Origin of the sequence: Bacillus sp. SIMBA_005 (genome assembly GCF_046535585.1) — a bacterium.
GTDB classification, from domain to species: Bacteria; Bacillota; Bacilli; order Bacillales; family Bacillaceae; genus Bacillus; species Bacillus pumilus.
Window position 1 is genome coordinate 114,701 of the sequence record NZ_JAWRWI010000007.1, and the last position, 21,040, is coordinate 135,740.

Annotated in this window: 19 protein-coding genes and 1 pseudogene; 11 read left to right on the plus strand and 9 right to left on the minus strand. The window is 40.7% G+C overall.

Going from position 1 to position 21,040, the window contains the following annotated elements; all coding sequences use genetic code 11:
* Nucleotides 1-128: 128 nt before the first annotated feature.
* The 3 genes from SB660_RS13200 (at nucleotide 129) to SB660_RS13210 (ending at nucleotide 4,274) form a co-directional block, all read left to right on the plus strand.
* Nucleotides 129-707 carry a TetR/AcrR family transcriptional regulator gene (locus SB660_RS13200; RefSeq protein ID WP_180309285.1) on the plus strand — a complete coding sequence of 193 codons (579 nt, stop codon included), beginning with the start codon at nucleotides 129-131 and terminating at the stop codon, nucleotides 705-707.
* Between the two features lie 64 nt (nucleotides 708-771).
* Nucleotides 772-3,081 carry a YhgE/Pip family protein gene (locus tag SB660_RS13205; protein ID WP_410582867.1) on the plus strand — a complete coding sequence of 770 codons (2,310 nt, stop codon included), beginning with the start codon at nucleotides 772-774 and terminating at the stop codon, nucleotides 3,079-3,081.
* Between the two features lie 143 nt (nucleotides 3,082-3,224).
* Nucleotides 3,225-4,274 (plus strand): M42 family metallopeptidase, encoded by a 1,050-nt coding sequence (locus tag SB660_RS13210; protein ID WP_169056227.1) that lies wholly within the window; start codon nucleotides 3,225-3,227, stop codon nucleotides 4,272-4,274.
* 33 nt (nucleotides 4,275-4,307) lie between these two features.
* Here SB660_RS13210 and gltT read toward each other — a convergent pair whose 3' ends face one another.
* Both gltT and yhfH read right to left on the minus strand, forming a co-directional pair.
* Nucleotides 4,308-5,597 carry a glutamate/proton symporter GltT gene (gene gltT / locus SB660_RS13215; protein ID WP_058014381.1) on the minus strand — a complete coding sequence of 430 codons (1,290 nt, stop codon included), beginning with the start codon at nucleotides 5,595-5,597 and terminating at the stop codon, nucleotides 4,308-4,310.
* Nucleotides 5,598-5,936: 339 nt separating this feature from the next.
* Complete coding sequence (gene yhfH / locus SB660_RS13220) at nucleotides 5,937-6,074, minus strand: protein YhfH (protein WP_008359029.1); 138 nt, start codon at nucleotides 6,072-6,074, stop codon at nucleotides 5,937-5,939.
* Nucleotides 6,075-6,230: 156 nt separating this feature from the next.
* Between yhfH and SB660_RS13225 the strand changes: the two genes are divergently transcribed.
* The 3 genes from SB660_RS13225 (at nucleotide 6,231) to SB660_RS13235 (ending at nucleotide 9,693) form a co-directional block, all read left to right on the plus strand.
* On the plus strand, nucleotides 6,231-6,974 hold the full coding sequence (locus SB660_RS13225; protein ID WP_410583027.1) for an MBL fold metallo-hydrolase: 744 nt from the start codon (nucleotides 6,231-6,233) through the stop codon (nucleotides 6,972-6,974).
* Between the two features lie 4 nt (nucleotides 6,975-6,978).
* Nucleotides 6,979-7,968, plus strand: coding sequence for a lipoate--protein ligase (lplA, locus tag SB660_RS13230; RefSeq protein ID WP_044140700.1), 990 nt, complete (start codon nucleotides 6,979-6,981; stop codon nucleotides 7,966-7,968).
* Between the two features lie 171 nt (nucleotides 7,969-8,139).
* The gene (locus SB660_RS13235; RefSeq protein WP_410582870.1) at nucleotides 8,140-9,693 is read left to right on the plus strand and encodes a fatty acid--CoA ligase family protein; all 1,554 of its coding nucleotides are present in this window, start codon (nucleotides 8,140-8,142) and stop codon (nucleotides 9,691-9,693) included.
* Nucleotides 9,694-9,776: 83 nt separating this feature from the next.
* On the opposite strand, the gene SB660_RS13240 is transcribed toward SB660_RS13235, so the two are convergent.
* Nucleotides 9,777-10,184, minus strand: coding sequence for a YhfM domain-containing protein (locus tag SB660_RS13240; RefSeq protein ID WP_058014379.1), 408 nt, complete (start codon nucleotides 10,182-10,184; stop codon nucleotides 9,777-9,779).
* A 177-nt stretch (nucleotides 10,185-10,361) separates the two neighbouring features.
* On the opposite strand from SB660_RS13240, the gene SB660_RS13245 reads away from it, so the two are divergent.
* Nucleotides 10,362-11,645 carry a M48 family metallopeptidase gene (locus SB660_RS13245; protein ID WP_058014378.1) on the plus strand — a complete coding sequence of 428 codons (1,284 nt, stop codon included), beginning with the start codon at nucleotides 10,362-10,364 and terminating at the stop codon, nucleotides 11,643-11,645.
* 41 nt (nucleotides 11,646-11,686) lie between these two features.
* On the opposite strand, the gene SB660_RS13250 is transcribed toward SB660_RS13245, so the two are convergent.
* The 5 genes and pseudogenes from SB660_RS13250 to SB660_RS13270 form a co-directional block, all read right to left on the minus strand.
* Entirely contained in the window at nucleotides 11,687-12,832 is a 1,146-nt protein-coding gene (locus tag SB660_RS13250; protein ID WP_339165431.1) for a serine alkaline protease SapB, read from the minus strand.
* A gap of 387 nt (nucleotides 12,833-13,219) precedes the next feature.
* Nucleotides 13,220-13,804: a histidine phosphatase family protein gene (locus tag SB660_RS13255; RefSeq protein ID WP_058014376.1), complete on the minus strand. Its 585-nt coding sequence runs from the start codon at nucleotides 13,802-13,804 to the stop codon at nucleotides 13,220-13,222.
* A gap of 61 nt (nucleotides 13,805-13,865) precedes the next feature.
* Nucleotides 13,866-14,477 carry a methyl-accepting chemotaxis protein gene (locus tag SB660_RS13260; RefSeq protein WP_404841025.1) on the minus strand — a complete coding sequence of 204 codons (612 nt, stop codon included), beginning with the start codon at nucleotides 14,475-14,477 and terminating at the stop codon, nucleotides 13,866-13,868.
* Nucleotides 14,478-14,621: 144 nt separating this feature from the next.
* Nucleotides 14,622-15,161 (minus strand): annotated as a pseudogene (locus SB660_RS13265) (protoglobin family protein); the annotation flags it as partial.
* 91 nt (nucleotides 15,162-15,252) lie between these two features.
* The gene (locus tag SB660_RS13270; protein ID WP_410582873.1) at nucleotides 15,253-16,785 is read right to left on the minus strand and encodes an FAD-dependent oxidoreductase; all 1,533 of its coding nucleotides are present in this window, start codon (nucleotides 16,783-16,785) and stop codon (nucleotides 15,253-15,255) included.
* A gap of 145 nt (nucleotides 16,786-16,930) precedes the next feature.
* Between SB660_RS13270 and SB660_RS13275 the strand changes: the two genes are divergently transcribed.
* Nucleotides 16,931-17,791, plus strand: coding sequence for an SDR family oxidoreductase (locus SB660_RS13275; protein ID WP_058014373.1), 861 nt, complete (start codon nucleotides 16,931-16,933; stop codon nucleotides 17,789-17,791).
* 62 nt (nucleotides 17,792-17,853) lie between these two features.
* On the opposite strand, the gene SB660_RS13280 is transcribed toward SB660_RS13275, so the two are convergent.
* Complete coding sequence (locus tag SB660_RS13280; protein ID WP_003210924.1) at nucleotides 17,854-18,084, minus strand: IDEAL domain-containing protein; 231 nt, start codon at nucleotides 18,082-18,084, stop codon at nucleotides 17,854-17,856.
* Nucleotides 18,085-18,373: 289 nt separating this feature from the next.
* Between SB660_RS13280 and SB660_RS13285 the strand changes: the two genes are divergently transcribed.
* The 3 genes from SB660_RS13285 (at nucleotide 18,374) to SB660_RS13295 (ending at nucleotide 21,013) form a co-directional block, all read left to right on the plus strand.
* Nucleotides 18,374-18,952: a competence protein ComK gene (locus SB660_RS13285; RefSeq protein ID WP_339165433.1), complete on the plus strand. Its 579-nt coding sequence runs from the start codon at nucleotides 18,374-18,376 to the stop codon at nucleotides 18,950-18,952.
* Between the two features lie 154 nt (nucleotides 18,953-19,106).
* Complete coding sequence (locus SB660_RS13290) at nucleotides 19,107-20,213, plus strand: D-TA family PLP-dependent enzyme (protein WP_339165434.1); 1,107 nt, start codon at nucleotides 19,107-19,109, stop codon at nucleotides 20,211-20,213.
* Between the two features lie 317 nt (nucleotides 20,214-20,530).
* Complete coding sequence (locus SB660_RS13295) at nucleotides 20,531-21,013, plus strand: hypothetical protein (RefSeq protein WP_268466937.1); 483 nt, start codon at nucleotides 20,531-20,533, stop codon at nucleotides 21,011-21,013.
* Nucleotides 21,014-21,040: the final 27 nt, after the last annotated feature.

Below are 21,040 nucleotides of genomic sequence, written 5' to 3' on the forward strand. Positions count from 1 at the left end.
GATCATTCAAAAAGAGTTGGGAATCATAAATGTGAACAAAGTTGTTGCATCTAATGAAAAGGATATGGTATATTACTTTCTGTACTTAATGACCAAAACGTTCAAATAGTCATTTCAGGAGTGAGATCATGAGTGTTGATAGGAGACAAATGATTTTAGATGGTGCGACGAAGGCATTTACTCAATTCGGGTATAAAGCGACAACAATGGATCTTGTGGCAAAGCTTGCCAACGTCGGAAAAGGAACCATTTATACATTTTTCAAAAACAAAGAAGAGTTGTTTGATGAAATTTTCACATCCCTTTTACTGGAGATGAGGAAAATTGCGGATGAGGCAATTGATGAGAAGAATAGTTTCTCTGAAAACCTTCACTTAGCACTCTTTGCAATTTTAGAATTTCGAAAAAACCACCAGCTCACAATTAAGATTTTTCAGGAAAATGCGGAGCTTGGCACGTCAGCGGTCAAGGAAATGATCGAAAAAATGGAGCAGATGATCATTCGCTATATCAAAATGAAAGTACAAGAAGCGATGGATAAAGGCGACATTAAGCCTTGTGATCCTGAATTGACTGCATTTGTGATGGTGAAACTATATATTGCATTGATTTTTGATTGGGAAAAGCGATACGAGCCTTTAACAAAAGAAGAGGTGGCTGAATCGCTGGAGCTTTATGTCTTAAAAGGACTATCTGCAGCAACATAATTTTTTTTGAGTTCAAATGACCAAATTGTATATTTAGTCATTCATCTATGGGAGGAAAACAGCAATGAATTTAATTCGGAATCAATGGAAAGACATTGTAACGAGCAAAAAACTACTGATCCCGATTTTAGCTGTCTTATTTATTCCGCTGATTTACAGTGGTGTATTTTTAAAAGCGTACTGGGACCCTTATGGTACAGTTGATCAATTGCCTGTGGCGGTTGTCAACTTGGATGAGGGCAGTCATTATGACGGGAAAACCCTTCAAGTCGGCGATGATTTAGTAAAGGAATTAAAGAAAAACGATAATTTTAAATGGAACTTTGTCGATAGTCATGAAAAGGCCATAAAAGGATTAAATAACGAGGACTATTACCTCGTGGTGGAAATACCAAAGAATTTCTCGAAAAATGCAAGTACAGTGCTAGAAAAGCATCCGAAAAAATCGAATCTGAAATATTATACGAATCCGGGCGCCAACTATGCAGCGTCACAAATTGCGAATAATGCCATTATCAAATTAAAAGATTCGGTTTCAAAAGAAGTCACAAAAAATTATGCCGAGGTCATCTTTGATAATTTCAAAACGATTGCAAAAGGATTAGATCAAGCAAGCGATGGTGCGAAGAAAATTGATGACGGAACAAAAAGCGCAAAAGATGGCAGTACGAAATTAAAAGACAACTTAGCCAAATTGGCTGAAGGTACGTTAACCTATAGCGAAGGTGTTCATCAGTTCGCAGGGAAAATGGGTGAACTGAACACAGGCATACAGTCTTTAGACAGTGGACTTGGTCAGCTTTTAACAGGCTATCAAACCATTGATCAGAAATTTGGAGAGCTTGGTTCAGGAATTGATACATTAACCGAAGGATTAAACACAAGCCGAGAAGGACATCAGCAGCTCGCTTCTAAAATGCCGCAATTCACAGCAGGCATTGAGCAGCTAAACAACAAAGCACAATCCTTTTCAGAAAAAATTGCAGCAGTAGAAAAAGTTTTATCGTCACCAGAATTAGCGAATCTTGAAAAAATGGCGCCTAAACTCGATCAGGTGAAAAAAGACGCAAAAACGTTCAGTACAAAACTTGCTTCATTAAAAGAAGCATTATCAAATCGAGATGCTAAAGTAAAAAGCATTATCCAAAACAGCTCTATGACAGATGAAGAGAAAAAGGCGGCAATGGATCAGCTGAACAGTCTGCCTAAAATTGAACTGCCTGATCTGTCTGGACTCGAACAAAGCTTAGCGGCCTTGCAGGAACTGCCTGATGCAAGTGAGGTTCAACAAGCAGTTGCATCTGCAAAAGCGCAGCTGCAGCAAGTCAAACAGCTGCCAGAGAAAACAGAACAGCTATACACATCTACAGTCGCGATTCAAAATGCGATCGACCAAATGACATCTGGTACGAATAAATTGTATCAAGGTGCACTGAAGCTTCAAACAGGTCAAGGCCAATTACAAGATGGCCTGCAAACAGCAAATGGAAAGCTTGATTCGGCGAAAAGCGGAGCGGATAAACTTGCAAATGGATCAAGTCAGCTTAGCGCAGCGTTAAATAAGCTGGAAAGTGGTTCAACAAATATCCAAAGCAATACATCTAAGCTTGCCGAAGGCTCAAAATCGCTTGATAAAGGATTGGGAGATTTAAAAAGCGGTACAGGTAAGCTGTCCAATAAATTGAAAAGCGCTGCTGATGAAACAGGTGAAATTGATGCAAATCAAGATAATTACAATATGATTGCAAGCCCTGTTAAAACAGAAAACGATACAGCGAAAAAGATTGATAATTATGGAACAGGGCTCACGCCTTATATTTTATCCATGGGACTCTTTGTTGGGGCTCTAATGCTCACCGTCGTATTCCCAATGAAAGACCCTGCTGGACGCCCTAGAAATGCGTTTGAATGGTTTGTCAGCAAATATAGCGTGCTTCTGCTTGTCGGTATCCTTCAAGCAGTCATTGCAAGTACGATGCTCATCTTTGGACTTGGTCTTGAGGTGGAAAGTCTCTGGCGCTTCTATCTATTTGCAATCGTCGTCAGTCTGACATTCTTAGCGATTATTCAGCTGCTAGCCACAACAATGGGGAACCCAGGACGCTTCATTGCCGTCATTATCTTAGTTCTTCAGCTCGCAGCAAGTGCTGGTACATTCCCGCTTGAGCTTGTACCGAAGTTCTTCCAAGTTATTCATAGTCTGCTTCCAATGACGTATACAATCAATGGATTTAGAACGATCATTGCAAGCGGTGATGACAGCTATTTATGGCACCAAGCAGCGATTCTCGGTACAGTTGCGATCATCATGATGGCGGCAACAACCGCATACTTTGCTTGGAACGTAAGAAAAATGAAACAAGACGAAGCTTAATCAATGAATCCTTTCTCTTGATGGAGAAAGGATTTTTGATTTGAAATTAGACATCTTGAACCCGAAGCGATATATTTTAAGAAGAGATGCTATAAAAGGCATACATGGAAGGAATTGCTTTCACACAAAGGAGGAAATGCCGAATGACAACTGAAGTAAATGAAACCGTTCAGCTGATTCAAAAGCTCGTATCGATTCCAAGTCCGTCAGGGAATACAGAAAAGGTGATCGGCTTTGTTGAACGCTTTTTACAAGATGTAAATATTGAGACAAAACGAAATCGTAAGGGCGGCTTAATTGCCACTATTAAAGGAACTGATGACAAGGAACACCGCATGCTGACAGCACATGTCGATACGCTCGGTGCGATGGTAAAGGAAATTAAATCAAATGGACGGCTTCGTCTTGCACTCATTGGAGGCTTTCAATATAACTCAATTGAAGGCGAATATTGTGAAATTGAAACAGCAGCAGGTCATACATACACAGGTACCATTCTGATGCATCAAACATCCGTTCACGTCTATGCGGATGCTGGAAAAGCAAAACGAAACCAAGAGAATATGGAGATTCGTCTCGATGAAAAGGTGCAAAATGCAGACGATGTCAAAGCACTTGGCATTCAAGTAGGGGACTTTATCTCATTTGACCCTAGAGTGGAAGTGACGTCATCAGGTTTTATTAAATCAAGACACCTTGATGACAAGGCAAGTGTAGCGCTTTTGCTGCGACTCATCCACCGCATTCAAAAGGAAAACATCACTTTGCCGCATACGACGCACTTCTTAATTTCTAATAATGAAGAAATTGGCTACGGTGGAAACTCCAATATTCCAGAAGAAACGGTGGAATACCTTGCTGTTGATATGGGAGCGATCGGCGATGGTCAATCAACAGATGAATACAGCGTGTCTATTTGTGTCAAGGACTCAAGTGGTCCTTATCATTATGGATTACGCAAGCATTTAGCCGCATTAGCAGAAGAGAATAATATTGATTATCGTCTAGATATTTACCCTTATTACGGCTCTGATGCATCAGCAGCGATTCGAGCAGGGCATGATATCATTCATGGACTGATTGGTCCGGGAATAGATTCCTCGCATGCTTTTGAACGAACGCATGAAGATTCCCTTGTCCATACAGCGAATCTTCTTTATCACTACGTGCAATCGTCATTAATCACAGCATAAAAAAAGAACCCCATTGATCGGGGTTCTTTTTCATTAGCTTGAAAGCTGTGTCGGTTCAGGTACATCTTGTCCAGTCATCACGCGATGTCCTTTTTCAGGGTCATATTGCCCTTCCCATTTAGACATCACAACAGCTGCAAGTGCATTTCCTGTTAAGTTAACAACTGTTCGTGCCATATCCATGATACGATCTACACCTGCAATAAATGCTAGACCTTCGGCAGGCACACCGATTGTTCCTAATGTGGCAAGTAATACAACGAAGGACGTACCAGGAACGGCAGCCATACCTTTAGATGTTACCATCAGTACAAGAATAAGTGTGAGCTGCTGGACAATCGTAAGATCAATGCCGTATACCTGTGCAAGGAAAAGCGCAGCGATCGCTTGATACAAGACGGAGCCGTCCAGGTTAAATGTATAACCGATTGGGATAACGAAAGAAACAATTCCCTTTGGACATCCAATGCGCTCCATTTTATCCATGACTCTTGGTAAAACTGTTTCAGAGCTGGATGTACTAAAGGCAAGAAGCATTTCGTCTTTCATGTAGGCAAGAAATCTGAAAATATTGACGCCAATCATCTTTCCAATAATTCCGAATACAACGATAAGGAAGAGAGCGAGCGCAAAATAAACAAGACCTACAAGCTTACCTAATGAAATAAGAGATTCAAGACCAAATTTTGATACAGTCACACCAATGAGTGCGAAGACACCAAATGGTGCAGCTTTCATCACAACATTGACGACATGGAACATGGCGTGTGATACACCTTCAAAGAAGGCGAGCACTGGTTTGCCGCGTTCACCGATGGCTGAAACGCCAAGAGCAAATAGCACAGTGAAGAAAATAATCGCAAGCAAATCACCTTCCGCCAATGATTGGAAGAAGTTCGTTGGAACGATATGAAGGAACGTATCAGCAATTGATTTGCTGCTTTGCTCTTTTTCCGTTTCAACATACTGGCTAATATCTTGTTTTTCCGTATTTCCAAAGTCAACGCCTGCACCAGGTTGAACAAAGTTTGCAAGCACAAGACCAAGAATAATCGCAAATGTTGTGATAATTTCAAAATAAAGAATGGTTCTAAAGCCAAGTTTCCCTACCTTTTTACCATCACCTGCACCTGCAACACCTAAAATTAAGCTAGATACGACAATTGGTATAACAATCATCTTAATGAGTCTTAAGAAGAAGTCTCCAATTGGTTTTAAATAAGTCTCAACGCCTGGGTTACCGAAAAAGATTGCCCCAACAACGACACCGAGAATAAGACCGATTAGGATTTGTGTAGCTAATCCAAATTTTAATTTTTTCATAGATTTCCTCCCTAACATATTCATTAAAGGAATATTCCCATCATATTAAGTTTTAATATATGAATTAAAGTATAACTAAAATTAAAGAGTTTCGTCCACGATTAAATTATATTAAGAAAATACAAAATTGTTTGAAAAAATGAACATTTAGAACCTCCATTATTGATTCAAGTCAATAAAAAGTGCCTTCGGAACTAAAACTCATCAGATGAAAATACTAAAAAACCCTTTTAGACCAAGGGTTTTACCTTTTTACCTATTTTTCAGAAAAAATAAAAAGCACTTTTGACTCCAACTGATGACGGAGGAAAAAAGTGCTTTTTAATTCAATTTTTTACCTTATTTAAGATAACTTACTTGTGAGCATTCCTCACATTCATTACCGTAACACTCGTGTTGTTCCATTAAATCATTTCCACATTTGGTGCATTTTTTTGAGGGCAAATTTCTAAAAAACTCTGTGATTTTTCCTAGCATTTGTCATCCTCCAATACGTTTTGTTGCTATCATTGTATTATAACAGATTAGTAATTGTCAATCTGTTTTGTAACAATAGGCAAGAAGAATGCTTTTTTCATGAAAAATGGGTATATTGTAAGAAGGGGATTTTTAGAAAAGGAGGGAAAAATGACGATGAAGTTAACTGTCATTGGATGCTATGGAGGGTTTCCGGCCGCTGGTGAAGCGACGTCGGGGTATCTTTTTGAATCAGATGGCTTTCGTCTACTTGTAGACTGCGGGAGCGGTGTTCTTTCCAAACTGCAGCAATACATAGATATAGAAGAACTTGATGCTGTTCTCCTTTCTCATTATCACCACGATCATATTGCAGATATCGGACCACTCCAATATGCGAAGCTAGTGGGATATCATTTAGGAAAAAGCAGCGGTCCGCTTCCGATCTATGGACATACAGGTAATCAAGAAGCATTTGGGCGGCTTGCGGATGACGTACATACTAAGGCAAAAGCTTATCAGCCAGAAGAGGGTATTCAAATTGGTCCATTTCAAATTGATTTTTTGAAAACGGTTCATCCGGTAGAATGCTATGCGATGAGAATTCAGAAAGAGGATGCTGTGGTGGTGTATACAGCAGATTCAAGTTATCAGGAGGCATTTGTCCCATTTAGCAAGGAGGCAGATCTACTGATTGCTGAAAGCAACTTCTACGCTGGACAGGACGGATCGGGTGCAGGACATATGAATAGCACAGAGGTGGGCAAGCTTGCAATGGAAGCAAATGTTGGGGAACTGATCATCACCCACCTGCCCCATTTTGGTCGTCATAAAGACCTAGTCAATGAAGCACATGCGTTATATACTGGCAATATACAGCTTGCCCATTCAGGGCTTAGATGGAACAAGGAAGGAAGATAGAGAGATGCTGTTTATCGATAACGAACAACATTATGATCCAATGATTAATTTGGCAATTGAAGAATATTGCTTAAAATATTTAGACCCAGAAGAAACGTACTTGCTGTTCTATATTAACCAGCCGTCGATTATCATTGGAAAGAACCAAAATACAATAGAAGAAATCAACACAAAGTATGTCGAAGACAACGGCATCAAAGTTGTCCGCCGTCTGTCCGGTGGCGGGGCAGTTTATCATGACAAAGGAAACTTAAACTTCAGCTTTATCACAAAAGATGATGGGGACAGCTTCCATAATTTTAAAAAGTTTACGGAGCCAGTCATTCAGGCGCTTGAAAAGCTAGGCGTCAAAGCTGAATTAAGTGGCAGAAATGACATCATGGCAGATGGTCGGAAAATTTCTGGAAATGCTCAGTTTGCTACAAGAGGGCGCATTTTCAGCCATGGCACGCTCCTATTTGATTCAGAAATTGAACATGTTGTTTCGGCTTTAAATGTGAAAAAAGAAAAGATTGAATCAAAAGGCATTAAATCCATTAGAAGCAGGGTTGCCAATATTAGTGAACTAATGGATCAAAAGATGACAACAGAAGAATTTAGAAAAATTCTGTTAAGCTACATTTTCGACACGAATGGGGATGTTCCTCAATATCAGTTGACTGAGAAGGATTGGGAAAAGATTCACGAGATTTCTCGTGATCGATATCAAAAATGGGAATGGAACTACGGCCGTTCGCCGAAATTTAATTTGCAGCATTCTAAGAGATTCTCAGCAGGCTCCATTGATCTTCGATTAGAAGTGAAAAAAGGAATGATCCAGGATTGCAAGATCTTTGGTGATTTCTTTGGTGTAGGGGATATTGCTGATATTGAAAAAAGACTCATTGGGCAGCAGTATGATCGCAAAACGATCAGCGACGTATTAGAGGATATGGACATGCGCCACTACTTCGGCAACGTATCAAAAGAGGATTTTCTTGATTTGATTTATTAAGAGGGACAAGCACAGCTAGAGATAGCGGTGCTTTTTTGATTGAAAGAAATGAAAGCGATTTACATTTGATCTTGTGGATTTTTTCAATTGTCTATTATAATAGAAAGGAGGAATGTTTGGCCATAAAATGAATGGTTATTCATTCATTGATGACATGTAAGGGGTGGGAGAATGGATTTGATCAAAAATCTAGAGCAGACGGCGATGACGAAAGGAGAAGATATCGCACTGATCTTTGAAGGAAATCAGTGGACCTACCGAGAGCTCATGACAAGTATCGAGCGCTTTGCAGATGGTTTAGTGAGCGAAGGGTTTCAAGCCGGGGATCATATCGCGCTTATTTTAGGAAATTCACCGCATTTTGTCATTTCTTTTTTTGGTGCTTTAAAGGCAGGGCTTGTCGTAGTACCAATCAATCCAACATACACGCCTAGTGAAATTGGCTATATGCTGATTACAGGTGATGTAAAAGGCTTTGTTGCCCCTGAACAGCTACTGCCAGTGTACGAGCAGGTGTACGAACAGCTTCCGTCTATTGAACGGGTGATTATTTGTGCAGAAAATGAATCTGCGTGCAGATCAAGTTTTAAGGAAGTATCAGATCAACTTGTCTTCTTTGGAAAGCTTGTGTCTGGCCATGCGAAAGAGAGCGTGCATCCTTCTATTCATCAGGATGATACGGCAGTTATTTTATTTACATCTGGCACGACAGGAAAACCAAAGGGTGCGATGCTGACTCATTTCAACCTGTATTCAAATGCTAGAGACGTTGCTGAGTACCTATCCATTGATGCAAAGGACAAGGTGATTGCCGCATTGCCGATGTTCCACGTATTTTGTTTAACGGTTTGTATGAATGCGCCACTGATTCATGGCGCGACCATCTATGTCCTGCCGCATTTCAGCCCATCAGAGCTTTTGCGAATGATGGAAAAAGAGAAGCCCACGTTATTTGTTGGTGTTCCGACTATGTATAACTATTTATACCGCCAGGAAGGGCATGAAAAAGCGATGTCCTCTGTGAGAATTTGTATATCAGGCGGTGCCTCAATGCCTGTTGCTTTACTTCACGGTTTTGAGAAAAAATTTGGTGTCACGGTGCTGGAGGGTTACGGATTATCAGAAGCTTCCCCAGTCACTGCATTCAACCCTCTTGATGGAAAGAGAAAACCTGGTTCAGTCGGGACCGACATTATGAATGTGAAGAATAAGATTGTGAATGAACTAGGAGAAGAAGTCGGTCCAAATGAAGTCGGAGAGCTCATAGCAAAAGGACCCAACATTATGAAAGGCTATTATCAAATGCCAGAAGATACTGAAGCTGCACTTAGAGACGGGTGGCTGTACACCGGTGATTTAGCAAGAAGAGATGAAGAAGGATACATTTATATTGTCGATCGGAAAAAGGATATGATTCTCGTTGGCGGTTATAATGTGTATCCAAGAGAAGTAGAAGAAGTGCTTTATCAACATGAAGCTGTAGCAGAAGCCGTTGTCATCGGTGTGCCGGATCCGAACACCGGAGAGGCTGTCGTCTGTTACATTTCCCCTAAGAAACATGCTCACATCGATCAAGAAGACATCATCACACATTGTTCACGCTTTTTAGCGAAATATAAGCAGCCCCAAACGATCCATTTCATAGATGATATTCCAAAGAACACAACAGGTAAAATTTTAAGAAGAGCACTAAAGGAAAAGTATCAAGCAGAGGAAAGTAAATAAGAAAAGGGAGTCTCTCTTATGAAGAGACTCCCTTAGTGTGTACAGGTTCTATAACACTGTTCAGAAGACAAAGAGATAAAATTTCAGCTCTTTTGAATGGCTTCTTTTAACTGTTTCTGAAAAGAATGAGACTGTTTTTGATTCAGCTCATAATAAGTCCCATCTACTAAAAAAACAACCTGCGAACGGTTTGTCCAAAGCTGAAAGGTGGTGCCGTTTGTTCGGCCGTACATCACCTTGGCGATATAATCTGGTTTCTTTAAATTTTTTTTGAGATGATTGCTTGTTTGTTTGCCTTTGTTTAATTCTTCTATTAAATCTTCTGCTGTGTCCTTATCATCTATTTCATAAGAAATGGACTCGTTTTCAGATGAAAGGAGCAATTTTTCTGCTCGATTCTCATCAAAGATGTCGCTCGTCCGGCTGAATACATAAAAGAAGGTAATAAGTAAAAGTCCAAAGATCACAACTCCTGCAAGGATTTTCTTCATTTCGATCCTCCAACTCACTATTTTATATGTAGCATCTCCGATTTTTGAGTAGCATAATCATTTTTTTCGTGAAAGCTTTTTCAGATAGGGCATGCTATGATGGAGCCACATGAGACAGGTTCTAAACAAAAGAATGGATGCTTAGAATAAAGAAAGGGATGGAAAGGAGGCTGACCTGTGCGAGGACGTAAATGGGTAGCTCTTGCAACGGTAGCATACATATTGTACGGTCTTTTTATTTATTCTTATTTGTTTCTATTTGGGGATGCATCGGTTCCTGACAGTGTAAAAGGAACAAGTGCAGATCCGCATACCTTTATGACAAGCCATGAGCTTGTCATCAGCGAGAATTTCTCGAACATACGTAACTTGCTGTTTTTCATGACAATTCCATTAGATTGGTATGTCTTTTTTCTTCTGCTCATTTCAGGGTTTTCACGAAAATTAGCAGACTGGAGTCTGGCAGCAGCTCGTTTTACATTTTTAAGCAAACTTGTATATGTGTTTGTATTGTCGCTGTTGACAATGCTGATTGCGCTTCCCATTAAGTGGATCGGCTATCAGCTGTCTTTGCACTACGGAGTATCTGCTCAAAGTACGGCAAGCTGGTTGAAAGATCAAATTCTAGATTTCTGGATTCAATATCCGCTTCTTGCCCTATGTGCAATTATATTCTTTTGGCTTATTCAAAAAAGAAGAAAGCGCTGGTGGCTGTATGCTTGGTGTCTGACAGTCCCATTCACACTATTTCTCTTCTTTATACAGCCAGTCGTCATTGATCCGTTATATAACAGTTTTTATCCACTAAAGGATCAAGCTCTTGAGAACAAGATCTTAACGCTTGCAGACAAAGCTCATATCCCGGCAGATCATGTATATGAGGTCAATATGTCTGAGAAAACGAACACGATGAATGCTTATGTCACAGGGATTGGTGAAAATAAGCGTATTGTGTTATGGGATACGACACTGCAAAAGCTGAAAGATCGCGAAATTTTATTTATCATGGCGCATGAAATGGGACATTACGTCATGAAGCATGTCTATATAGGATTAGCAGGATATTTAGTACTGTCGTTTGCGGGATTTTTTGCAATCGACCGTCTCTATTTTTATTTCTATCGCAAAGGAGCAGTTCTATTTCGGCTGAGGGAGCCGCGCGATATCGCCGCTCTTCCGCTTCTTCTCATGATTGTATCGATGCTGTCATTTGCAGCATCACCTTTTACAAATGCAGTTTCAAGACATCAAGAACGTGCAGCAGATGAGTATGCGATAAACCTGACTAAAGACGGAGAGGCAGGGGTGACGTCTTTTCAAAAGCTTGCAAAATCAGGACTGTCTCAGGTGAATCCACCACTTTTAGTGAAGGTCTTCCGCTACGGGCACCCAACGATGATGGAGAGAATTATGGAGATGGAAAAAGCAGCGGAAAAAGAGGAAACATCGAGGAAGCAATAAATAAAATCCGGCTGCATCAGCCGGATTTTATTTATTCTTTTTTAGTTAGAAGCCGCTTGAACGTTGATTAACCCTTTTCCGTAATAGAAGGAGTTACCAAGCGGTGTTGCTGTGTTTTCTAAGCGCTGACGGACCTGAGAAGTTGATAGGTTCGGGTACTTAGAAAGGATAAGCGCTGCTGCTCCTGCTACATGAGGAGACGCCATAGACGTTCCAGTATAGGAAGTGTATCCACTGCTTGGTACAGTACTTAAAATAGAAGTACCAGGTGCAGAAACATCTAATTCAGGACCTGCGCTGGAAGACGTATTTCTGACATTGTTGCTGTTTACATTGGCAACGGCAATGGTAGAATCATATTTTGCTGGATAGCCAACGGTACTTGTAGAACCAGTGGAACCTGAGTTACCTGCAGCCGCCACAACAACGACTCCGCGATTATTCGCTGTATCAACGGCATTTTTAAGCGCTGTTGAACCGTTTGGTCCGCCTAAGCTCATGTTGATGACATCCATATTATTGGCTACTGCCCATTCAATACCGCTAATGATCCAGCTATATTGTCCGTCGCCATAGCGGTCTAATACTTTAACAGCATATAGGGAAGCACTTGGAGCGACCCCAAGAACACCAATTGTGTTATCAAGGGCAGCGATCGTTCCGGCTACGTGAGTTCCATGTGATTGAAAGTCTTGGGTGGCATTTGGTTCTGAAGGGACGAAGCTGGCACCGCCTGCAACATTTAAGTCAGGGTGTGCAGCGTGGATGCCCGTATCAAGGACAGCTACTTTGACATTAGCACCTTTATAACCTTGAGCGTGTACAGCGGGAGCTTTGATTTGAGGGATTCCATAAGGGACGGTTTGTGCATATGCTTCTGCTTTGTGGTCTTCTTCTACGTAAGCAATGCTAGGGTCATGTTCAAGTTTTTTCGCGGCTTGTTCGGACATTTTTACTTGTGCGGCATTAATGAGACGATATTGCTTTTCTAGTTTTCCACCATTTTGAGTGACGGCTTGTTTCTTAGAGCTGTTTGTGGTGGCGGAGGCTTTAAAGCCAACAATATAGCTCTTTTCACTATCTGACTTTGAGACCGTCTCGGCATTTGCCATGGAGCCTCCAAACCCTGCTGAAAACAAAAGAGGGACAGCCAATAAAACACTTGTCATCACATTTTTCTTTTTCACGCACAATCCACATCCCTTTTTTTTATTTCAGAATAATCATCCGTAGTCTATAAGAATGATCCGTTTGACTATTCTGTATATTCAGTTTAATGGAAGTAGGCAAATAAGAGTAGACCTGAATTTTTGTGAAAGTCCTAGCGAAAATTGGGGAATTAAGTCACTTGGAAATGATGGTAAAATATGTTTATTCTACTATTTCAGCGGTTATCTATTAAAAAGGAAGTGTGCTTTTTTTCTTATGATCCATTTCTGGAGAAATATTCGATACACGAAAAGCCTTAAAATAGGTAGAAACGTCTAGCATCTATTTCGAATTTCGATATAAAAAAATATTATTTTATCATTGTTTTTGTCATTTAAAAAGAACCTGTTTACATAACAGGTTCTTTAAGTAGGAGAGGATTGAGTTAAATGGCTGACCACATTGTAATCAAGCACCTTCCATTTACCATCTTTCCATTCCACATAATTTAAGCAAGCATTGACGAGTCTCGTGTTCTCAAGACCAAGATGTTCATCCGCTAAGGTGGTGAGTAAAGCATGGATGGCAGCGCCGTGTGCCACGATTAGGACTTGTTGATTCGGATAGGCTGCTCTGACTTTCTCAATGCCTTCTACCATTCGATCTTGGATTGTCTCAAGCGGCTCCATATTTGGATACTGTTTATTTGGAAACAGCTTTTGGCGCTCCTCAAATGACATGCCTTCAGCATCGCCATAATCACGCTCAATGAAATCATCCATGATGACAAGAGGCGCATCTACATGTTTTAAAATCAAATGTGCTGTTTCTTTTGCCCTTGTAAGTGGACTGGAAATGACAACATCCCAATGGGCATCTTTTAAATAAAGGCCCGTTTGTTCAGCCTGCCATTTACCAGTATCATTTAAAGGGATATCTGTTCGTCCTTGAATTCGTTTCGCTGCATTCCAATCTGTTTCCCCGTGTCTGACTAGGCAAATTGTTGTCAATCAAATCCCGCCTTTTCTATCTTTTCTTCTATTATACTAAAGCAGAAGAAAAAAGACTGGATTAGCGATTTGTGAGACTTGTTAAGGATTCGACTGAGCTGGCAACTTGAGACACCGTTTGTTTGACTTCCTTCAGTTCGTTTAGGAAGGTTTGAAGGTCTATTTCAATTTTTCCATTTTGATTTTTGCTTAAGTTCATGCTGCTGACGATATCATCGAAGAGCGAATTGATTTGAGTCATTTTTTCTTTACTATCTGTCACGAGTAAATTCACGTCCCCAATGTGCTGAGACACAATGGAGATTTGTGAATTGGTATTGTTGACAAGTTCAGATACGGTTGACACCGTTTTCTTTGTGTCTTCTGATAATTTACGAACCTCGTTTGCGACGACAGCAAAGCCTTTTCCGTGTTCGCCTGCTCGTGCAGATTCGATGGAAGCATTTAAAGATAACAAGTTCGTCTGCTCTGCAATGCCTGTGACAATCCCAAAGATTTGTTCAATCTGTTTTGCGATTTCTTCTAAACGCTTAATTTCTGTTTCAATCTTTGTCATGCTGCCATCAATTTGGTTCATTTGTGTTTGTTGAATTTCTAATTCTTTTTTACCGCCGATCGATTTTTCCTCAACCTGTGCTGAAATTTGCGTTCCAGCTTGTGACATGTCTGCCATCTCATCAGATTTTGATACAAGCTTGTCCACTGCATTTGTTGTGTTAGAGAAGAGAGAAGCAAGTGAATTTGATGTTTCTGTGATCTTTGTATGGAGCTCCTGCTGCTGCTGTTCTGCTTCATCACGAATTTTAGAATATTCATTTTGGAACGTATCAAGGACAAGCTGCTGTTCTAAATTTAAAATTTTCGTCGTCGCTTTCACTGCTGTCTGATATTCTTTGAAATCTTGGATATGCTGAGCAAATAAATCCATAATCGATAGCAGAAGATCCTGGAATGCTGCCATATACCACTTAGGCTGAAGGCCAATCCGTAAATGAACTTGCGCAATTTTAATTCGTTTTGCCACATAGGCTTCATCAACCACACCTGCAAACATTTCACTAATATGAATGCGGAGTGTTTTTTTCAGACGCTCGACAGAACTATTATCCTGAATGATATGCATCAAGGAAGACTCAACTTCTAAATTTTTATAAAATTTATCAACGATATGTGCGATATCGTCCTGAACAATTGGATTGAGCTGTTTTAGAATCAATAGGTCATGCTGCGTCAGATCTATCATCTTGATTTGTTTTGCGATATCCGTATTGTCAGAAAAGTTGATACGTTTTATTCCATCGTCCTGCTGTGTGAAAAAAGCAGTGTTTTTTCTTTTCTTCTCTTTTTTAAATAACAATGTTTTTGTCCCCCTATAATCATCACAAATTATCAGACTTTATATTATCTATCGGATAATATTGGATTTTTTAAAGGGAATCAGTAAAATTTTACTGTTCTTTATATGACCTTTTTAGTGGTTTCTTTGCTGGGCCTTCTACTACTTCTCCAGTAATAGAAAAACGAGAGCCGTGACACGGGCAATCCCACGTGCGGTCGCTATTATTCCAAGCGACTTCACAGCCTAGGTGAGTACACGTTGTATCGACAAGAAAAATGTTCCCGTCCTCTGATTTAAAGGCACCGCATTTTTTATGTTCATAAGAGACAATACCGCCTTCACCTGGCTTTAAATCATCAATGGTTTGATCGGTTCGTTTTAATTTACCACTGATCAGCTTGGCTGCGACATTGCTGTTTTCTTTAACGAAATCTTTGACGAAAGAATCAGAAACAGGCCTTGATGGCGTAAAAATGGATTCGGATGGATTCGATTTTCCTTCAATCAAATCACCGATAAGAGTAGCTGCGACATGGCTTGTTGTCATGCCCCATTTTCTAAAACCGGTCGCAACAAAGATATTTTGATGGTGTTTGGTCAGGCGGCCGATGTAAGGGATTTGATCCATTGTCACCATATCGTGTGTCGACCAGCGATACAGCACCTCTTCAATTCCAAGGGTGGCGTCTCCAAAACTTTCTAATCCTTCATAGTGAGCAGATTCATCTCCGCCTTGTCCAGTTTTATGACCTTCTCCTCCGATGAGCACCACTTCCTCACCCTCCCATTCTGCCGTTCTTAAAGAATGAGCAGGCTGGTCGATCCCTAAGTACATTCCATCTGGGAGCGGCTTCGTTGTTTTGGCTGCTACCACATAAGATTGCTCTGGGTGAATGCGCGTGAAATAAAGTCCTTTCCCATCATAAAAAGGAAAGTGCGAACAGGAAATAATATAGCGGCCTGTCAGGTGATGGCCGTTTTTGGTGACGACAGCAGGGCGGTTTCCTTCGTTCACGTCAACAGCAGTTGTCTGTTCATAAATACGTACACCTCGCTCTAGGAGCTGGTCAATGAGCGCATTGAGATAATGAAGGGGATGGAACTGTGCCTGCTGCGTCATTGCTAGGGCAGCCTTGATGTCAGCATCAAAAGGAAGCGCTGTTTTCCATTCCCGATCAATCCCAAGCTGTTTGTAGGCATCTAATTCCTTTTTTAATTTTTTGACACCGTTTTCTTCCTTTGTATAGAGGTACGCATCTTTGACTTCTAGCTGACAATCAATGTCGTACTTTTGAACGCGTGCTTGAATCAGCTCTTTTGCTTTCTCATTTGCTTCTACATACAAACGGGCTTTGGGCATTCCAATTTGCTGGATCAGCTCATGGTAGTACACATCGTGCTGTGAGGTAATCTTAGCTGTCGTATGTCCGGTCGTACCTTGCAGCAGTTGACCAGCATCAATGATGATGACATCCAGCCCGCGTTCTGTCATTTCAAACGCGGTAGCGATACCGGTAATACCGCCGCCGACAATGATGACATCTGCTGTGAGATCCTCATGTACTGCAGGAAAAGAATGCTTTTGACTATCCGCAATCCATAACGATTTTGCCTGTTCCAACCCCTTATGTTCTTGTTCCATATTGTCGCCTCCAGTTAGTCACTTGTTGTGTATAATTTTTCCTCGATGAAGAAAAACATACATTCGAAAGGAAACTAGTTCGACATACATAAAAAAATAGCCAACACATAAAAATAAACAAGATAAAAGGAAGGAGTGGACAGACGTGTCAACAAAGCAGCCGAAGAAAACATTGCCGCCTCAGCATCAAAGTGAGCGTCCAGGTCTTGAATATAAAATGAATCCAAGACCTGTTTTTGATCGAGAGGTGCCGAATAAAAAATTAGCAGGGAAAACAGCCATAGTGACAGGTGGGGACAGCGGGATTGGAAGAGCAGTCTCGGTCTTATTTGCGAAGGAAGGCGCCAATGTCGCCATTGTTTACTTGAGTGAGCACCGCGATGCAGAGGAAACGAAGGACTATATTGAAAAGGCGGGAGGCCGTGCTATTTTAATTGCAGGTGATTTAGGAGATGAGGCGTTTTCAAATGAGGTCGTCAAAAAAACGAAGGATGCTTTCGGTTCCATTGATATTTTGGTGAACAATGCCGGGGAACAGCATCCGCAAAAAAGCATTGAACAGATTACCTCGCATCAGCTTCTTCGAACATTTCAAACGAATATTTTTGCCATGTTTTATTTAACAAAAGCGGTACTTCCTCACTTAAAGAAAGGAAGCAGTATCATAAATACCGCATCTGTCACAGCCTATAAAGGGCATGAAACCTTGATCGACTATTCAGCTACAAAAGGGGCAGTCGTGACATTTACGAGATCATTATCTTTATCGCTTATTAAACAGGGAATCAGAGTAAATGGGGTAGCCCCAGGGCCCATTTGGACACCACTCATTCCATCAACCTTTACGGAAAAGGAAGTCTCCGAATTTGGCGGGGATGTTCCAATGGAGCGGCCAGGTGAGCCAGTAGAGCTTGCGCCGAGCTATTTATTTTTAGCGAGCGAAGACTCCTCTTATATAAATGGACAAATTCTGCATGTAAATGGCGGAACCATTTTAAATGGATAAACAAAAAACTTGCGGTAAAGAGACGAGTTGCTGTCTCTTTGCCGCAAGTAAAATCATCATGATTAGTGTAAGCAGTGTTCTGCATATTGAGCTGACAGGTCGTTGAATCGCTTTTCATCACGCTGATCCAGTGCCTTATCAATCTCTTCTCTAAGGAAGGTTAAGCGCTGTTTATAAAGCGCCTCATCTAAAACCATTTGAATATAGATGTCTAAAATCGTCACGCCGTTTTCTTCGGTTTTTTGGGTGTTGCGGGACTTCATGAGCTCAGCATACGTTTTTTTCTCTTTCATAAAGAATCCCCCCGATGCCTTTTTTATAGTATATGGATTGGTGGAGAAAAAATCAACAAGAATTTATAATTTTTAGACAATTTATTTTTGAGCGGAATCGACACCTCTTGTCCGATCGACACGATGTGATATAACTTTAAAAAAGGCTTTTCGATAGATCAAATGAACTAAATAACACGATAAAAAAATGATTTTTAATAAATTTTGAAAAAATCCTGTCGTTTCTTATATGTTGGTGATAGATTAATAGTATCTAAAATAACCAAAAATTAACACAGGAGGAAATGAAGTGTCAGGAATTAGTGAAACACCTTTAGATTCATACGTCATTAATCAAACAACAATGGCGGTCCTTCCAGTTGAAGAAGGAAAAAGAGTATATTCAAAAGTCATAGAAAGAGAGACAAGCTTTTACGTTGAATTAAAGCCCCTGCAAATTATTGAACGCAGCTGCAGATTCTTCGGCTCAAGCTATGCAGGCAGAAAAGCGGGAACATATGAAGTAACAGGAATATCTCATAAGCCTCCCATTGTAATTGACTCATCCAATCATCTGTATTTCTTCCCAACCTATTCATCCAACCGTCCTCAGTGCGGCTGGATCTCCCACAAATACATTCATACCTTCCAGGAATCATCCCTCGGAGACACGGTGGTCATCTTTACAAATGAGCAAACCGTCAAAATCGATGTCTCATATAAATCTTTTGAGAGTCAGGTACACAGAACAGCGTATCTCCGAACGAAATTTCAAGATCGCCTTGATGGTGGTCTTCCTAAAAAACAAGAATTTATGCTGTATCCAAAGGAACAACAGCTCAACCTTGTATACGATTTTATATTAAGGGAGCTACGGAACAGATATTAACTAAAACCAGCGGCAGTACAGCCGCTGGGCTCCTTATGTTATATCGTCTTCCTTTCTCGAAGAAAAAAACATTGATAATTGCATAATAAATTATATAATTTAAATATAATGTATAAAATTTTATATAATGAGCAGCAGAGAAGGGGATATGATGATGACTTATGATGAACTAGATACACCAGCGCTATTAATTGATAAACAGGTGATGATGGAGAATCTAGCTGCTATGCAGCAATATGCGGACCGTCAGCAAGTCAAACTGCGTCCTCATACGAAAACACATAAAACACCTGGTCTTGCGAAGGTGCAGGAGGAGATGGGCGCCTCTGGCTTAACTGTAGCGAAAGTAGGGGAAGCGGAAGTGATGGCAGCGCATGGGCTGACAGATATTTTTATCGCCAATCAAATTGTAGGTGAGACAAAGCTGAAGCGAATTCGAAAGCTGGCAGAGTCGATACACATTTCATTTGGAATAGATTGTGTAGAGCATGTGCATCAAATTGAAGAGGTTTTTCGAGGAGCAGAGAAAAAAGCGGAGGTTTTAATTGAGATAGAAGTTGGAGAAGAGAGGTCTGGTGTCATTGAAGAGAGTGATTTCTGTCAAATCTTGCAGGCGATAAAAACATGTGACTTTGTTCATTTAAAAGGGATTTTTTCTCATGATGGTCACACATACAAGGCGGAAAGTAAAGCGCATTGTCAGACATTATATGAAGACGCTGTGAATCGAACGCTTCGGTTTGCACAGATTGCAAAAGAAGCAGGCATGCTGCTAGAGGTGGTGAGCATAGGATCAACGCCGCCGTTCTTATTTCAATTTGATATTCCAAAGGGAGTCACCGAAATCAGACCTGGTACTTACATTTTCATGGATGCCTCTCAGTCCAATGTGATCGGCACTTTTTCATATTGCGCAGCAGCCGTCCTGACGACAGTCATTAGTAAGCCAACAAAGACTCGTGTCATTACAGATGTTGGAGCCAAAGGGCTCACGGCACAAACCCGTACAAAAGGTCTGACACAAACAAAAGGACTAGGCAAAGTAAAAGGCTATGATGATGTATTTGTTTCCAGTGTATTTGATGAGCATGCCATCATTTATCACGAAGGCTTCCGTCAGACTGTCCAGATCGGTGAGAAGGTGCAAATCATTCCAAATCATATTTGTCCTGCTGTCAATCTCCATGAAAAAGCCTATCTCATCCAAGATGGTGAAGTAGTCGAAGAGCTTGAAATTGCTTGTAAAGGTAAACTTCAATAAATCAACAGGACAAAGCGACTTTGATGAGGCATCATCATGATGACACGAAAACATCCACCATGACCATGAATTTGTTGAAACCAAATCCATATATCCAGTCGTCTAAAGAGTGTATCGGTAGACTGTTCACCAAATAAATGACAGGGAAATGTGGATCCTTAGACGTATTTTCAAGCAATTCCTCATAAATCACAGAAGTGACACGAGCCGTCTGTTACAATAAAAGAAATCATTTCTTGTAAAGTGTTCGTATGTGGTAAAGGATCCTCCTATTTTGACCGATATGAACGAATGGGAATAGGAAATGGAGGCTCTGTATGAAAAAACAATCGCAATTGATTCTGCTGTTCACTTTGACAGTGACCTTACTAGCAGCCTGCCAGCAAGCAGGTCAATCGCCTTCAAAACAAGACACAAAAGAAGCTGCGTATGAACAATGGGTTCAGCGTTATATGGATGAGTTAAATGAAGCTTATGAGAACATGACCGACCAATTTATTTCAGATGGACAGGGAAAGATCCAAGTAAATAAAAAATTGAAAAAGGCGACGAAAGCCTTTGATCATGTGATTCAAAAGGGGCTTGCTCATCAAGAAGTTCCAGCCGCGTATCAAGAGGCAGATGAACAGTTAAAGACAGGTCTTCATTCATTTGAAAAAGGAATTGGTCAGGTGGAGCAGCTATTAAAGCGCCCAGATCAAGAAAAGCTGTTTATTTCCGCTACTCATCATCTGCAAGATGGATTGCAGAGGGCAACTGCATTTATTGAAGAAGTCGGCCGTATTCAGCAATCAACGTAAAAAAGCTTGGAAGACGGACTTCCAAGC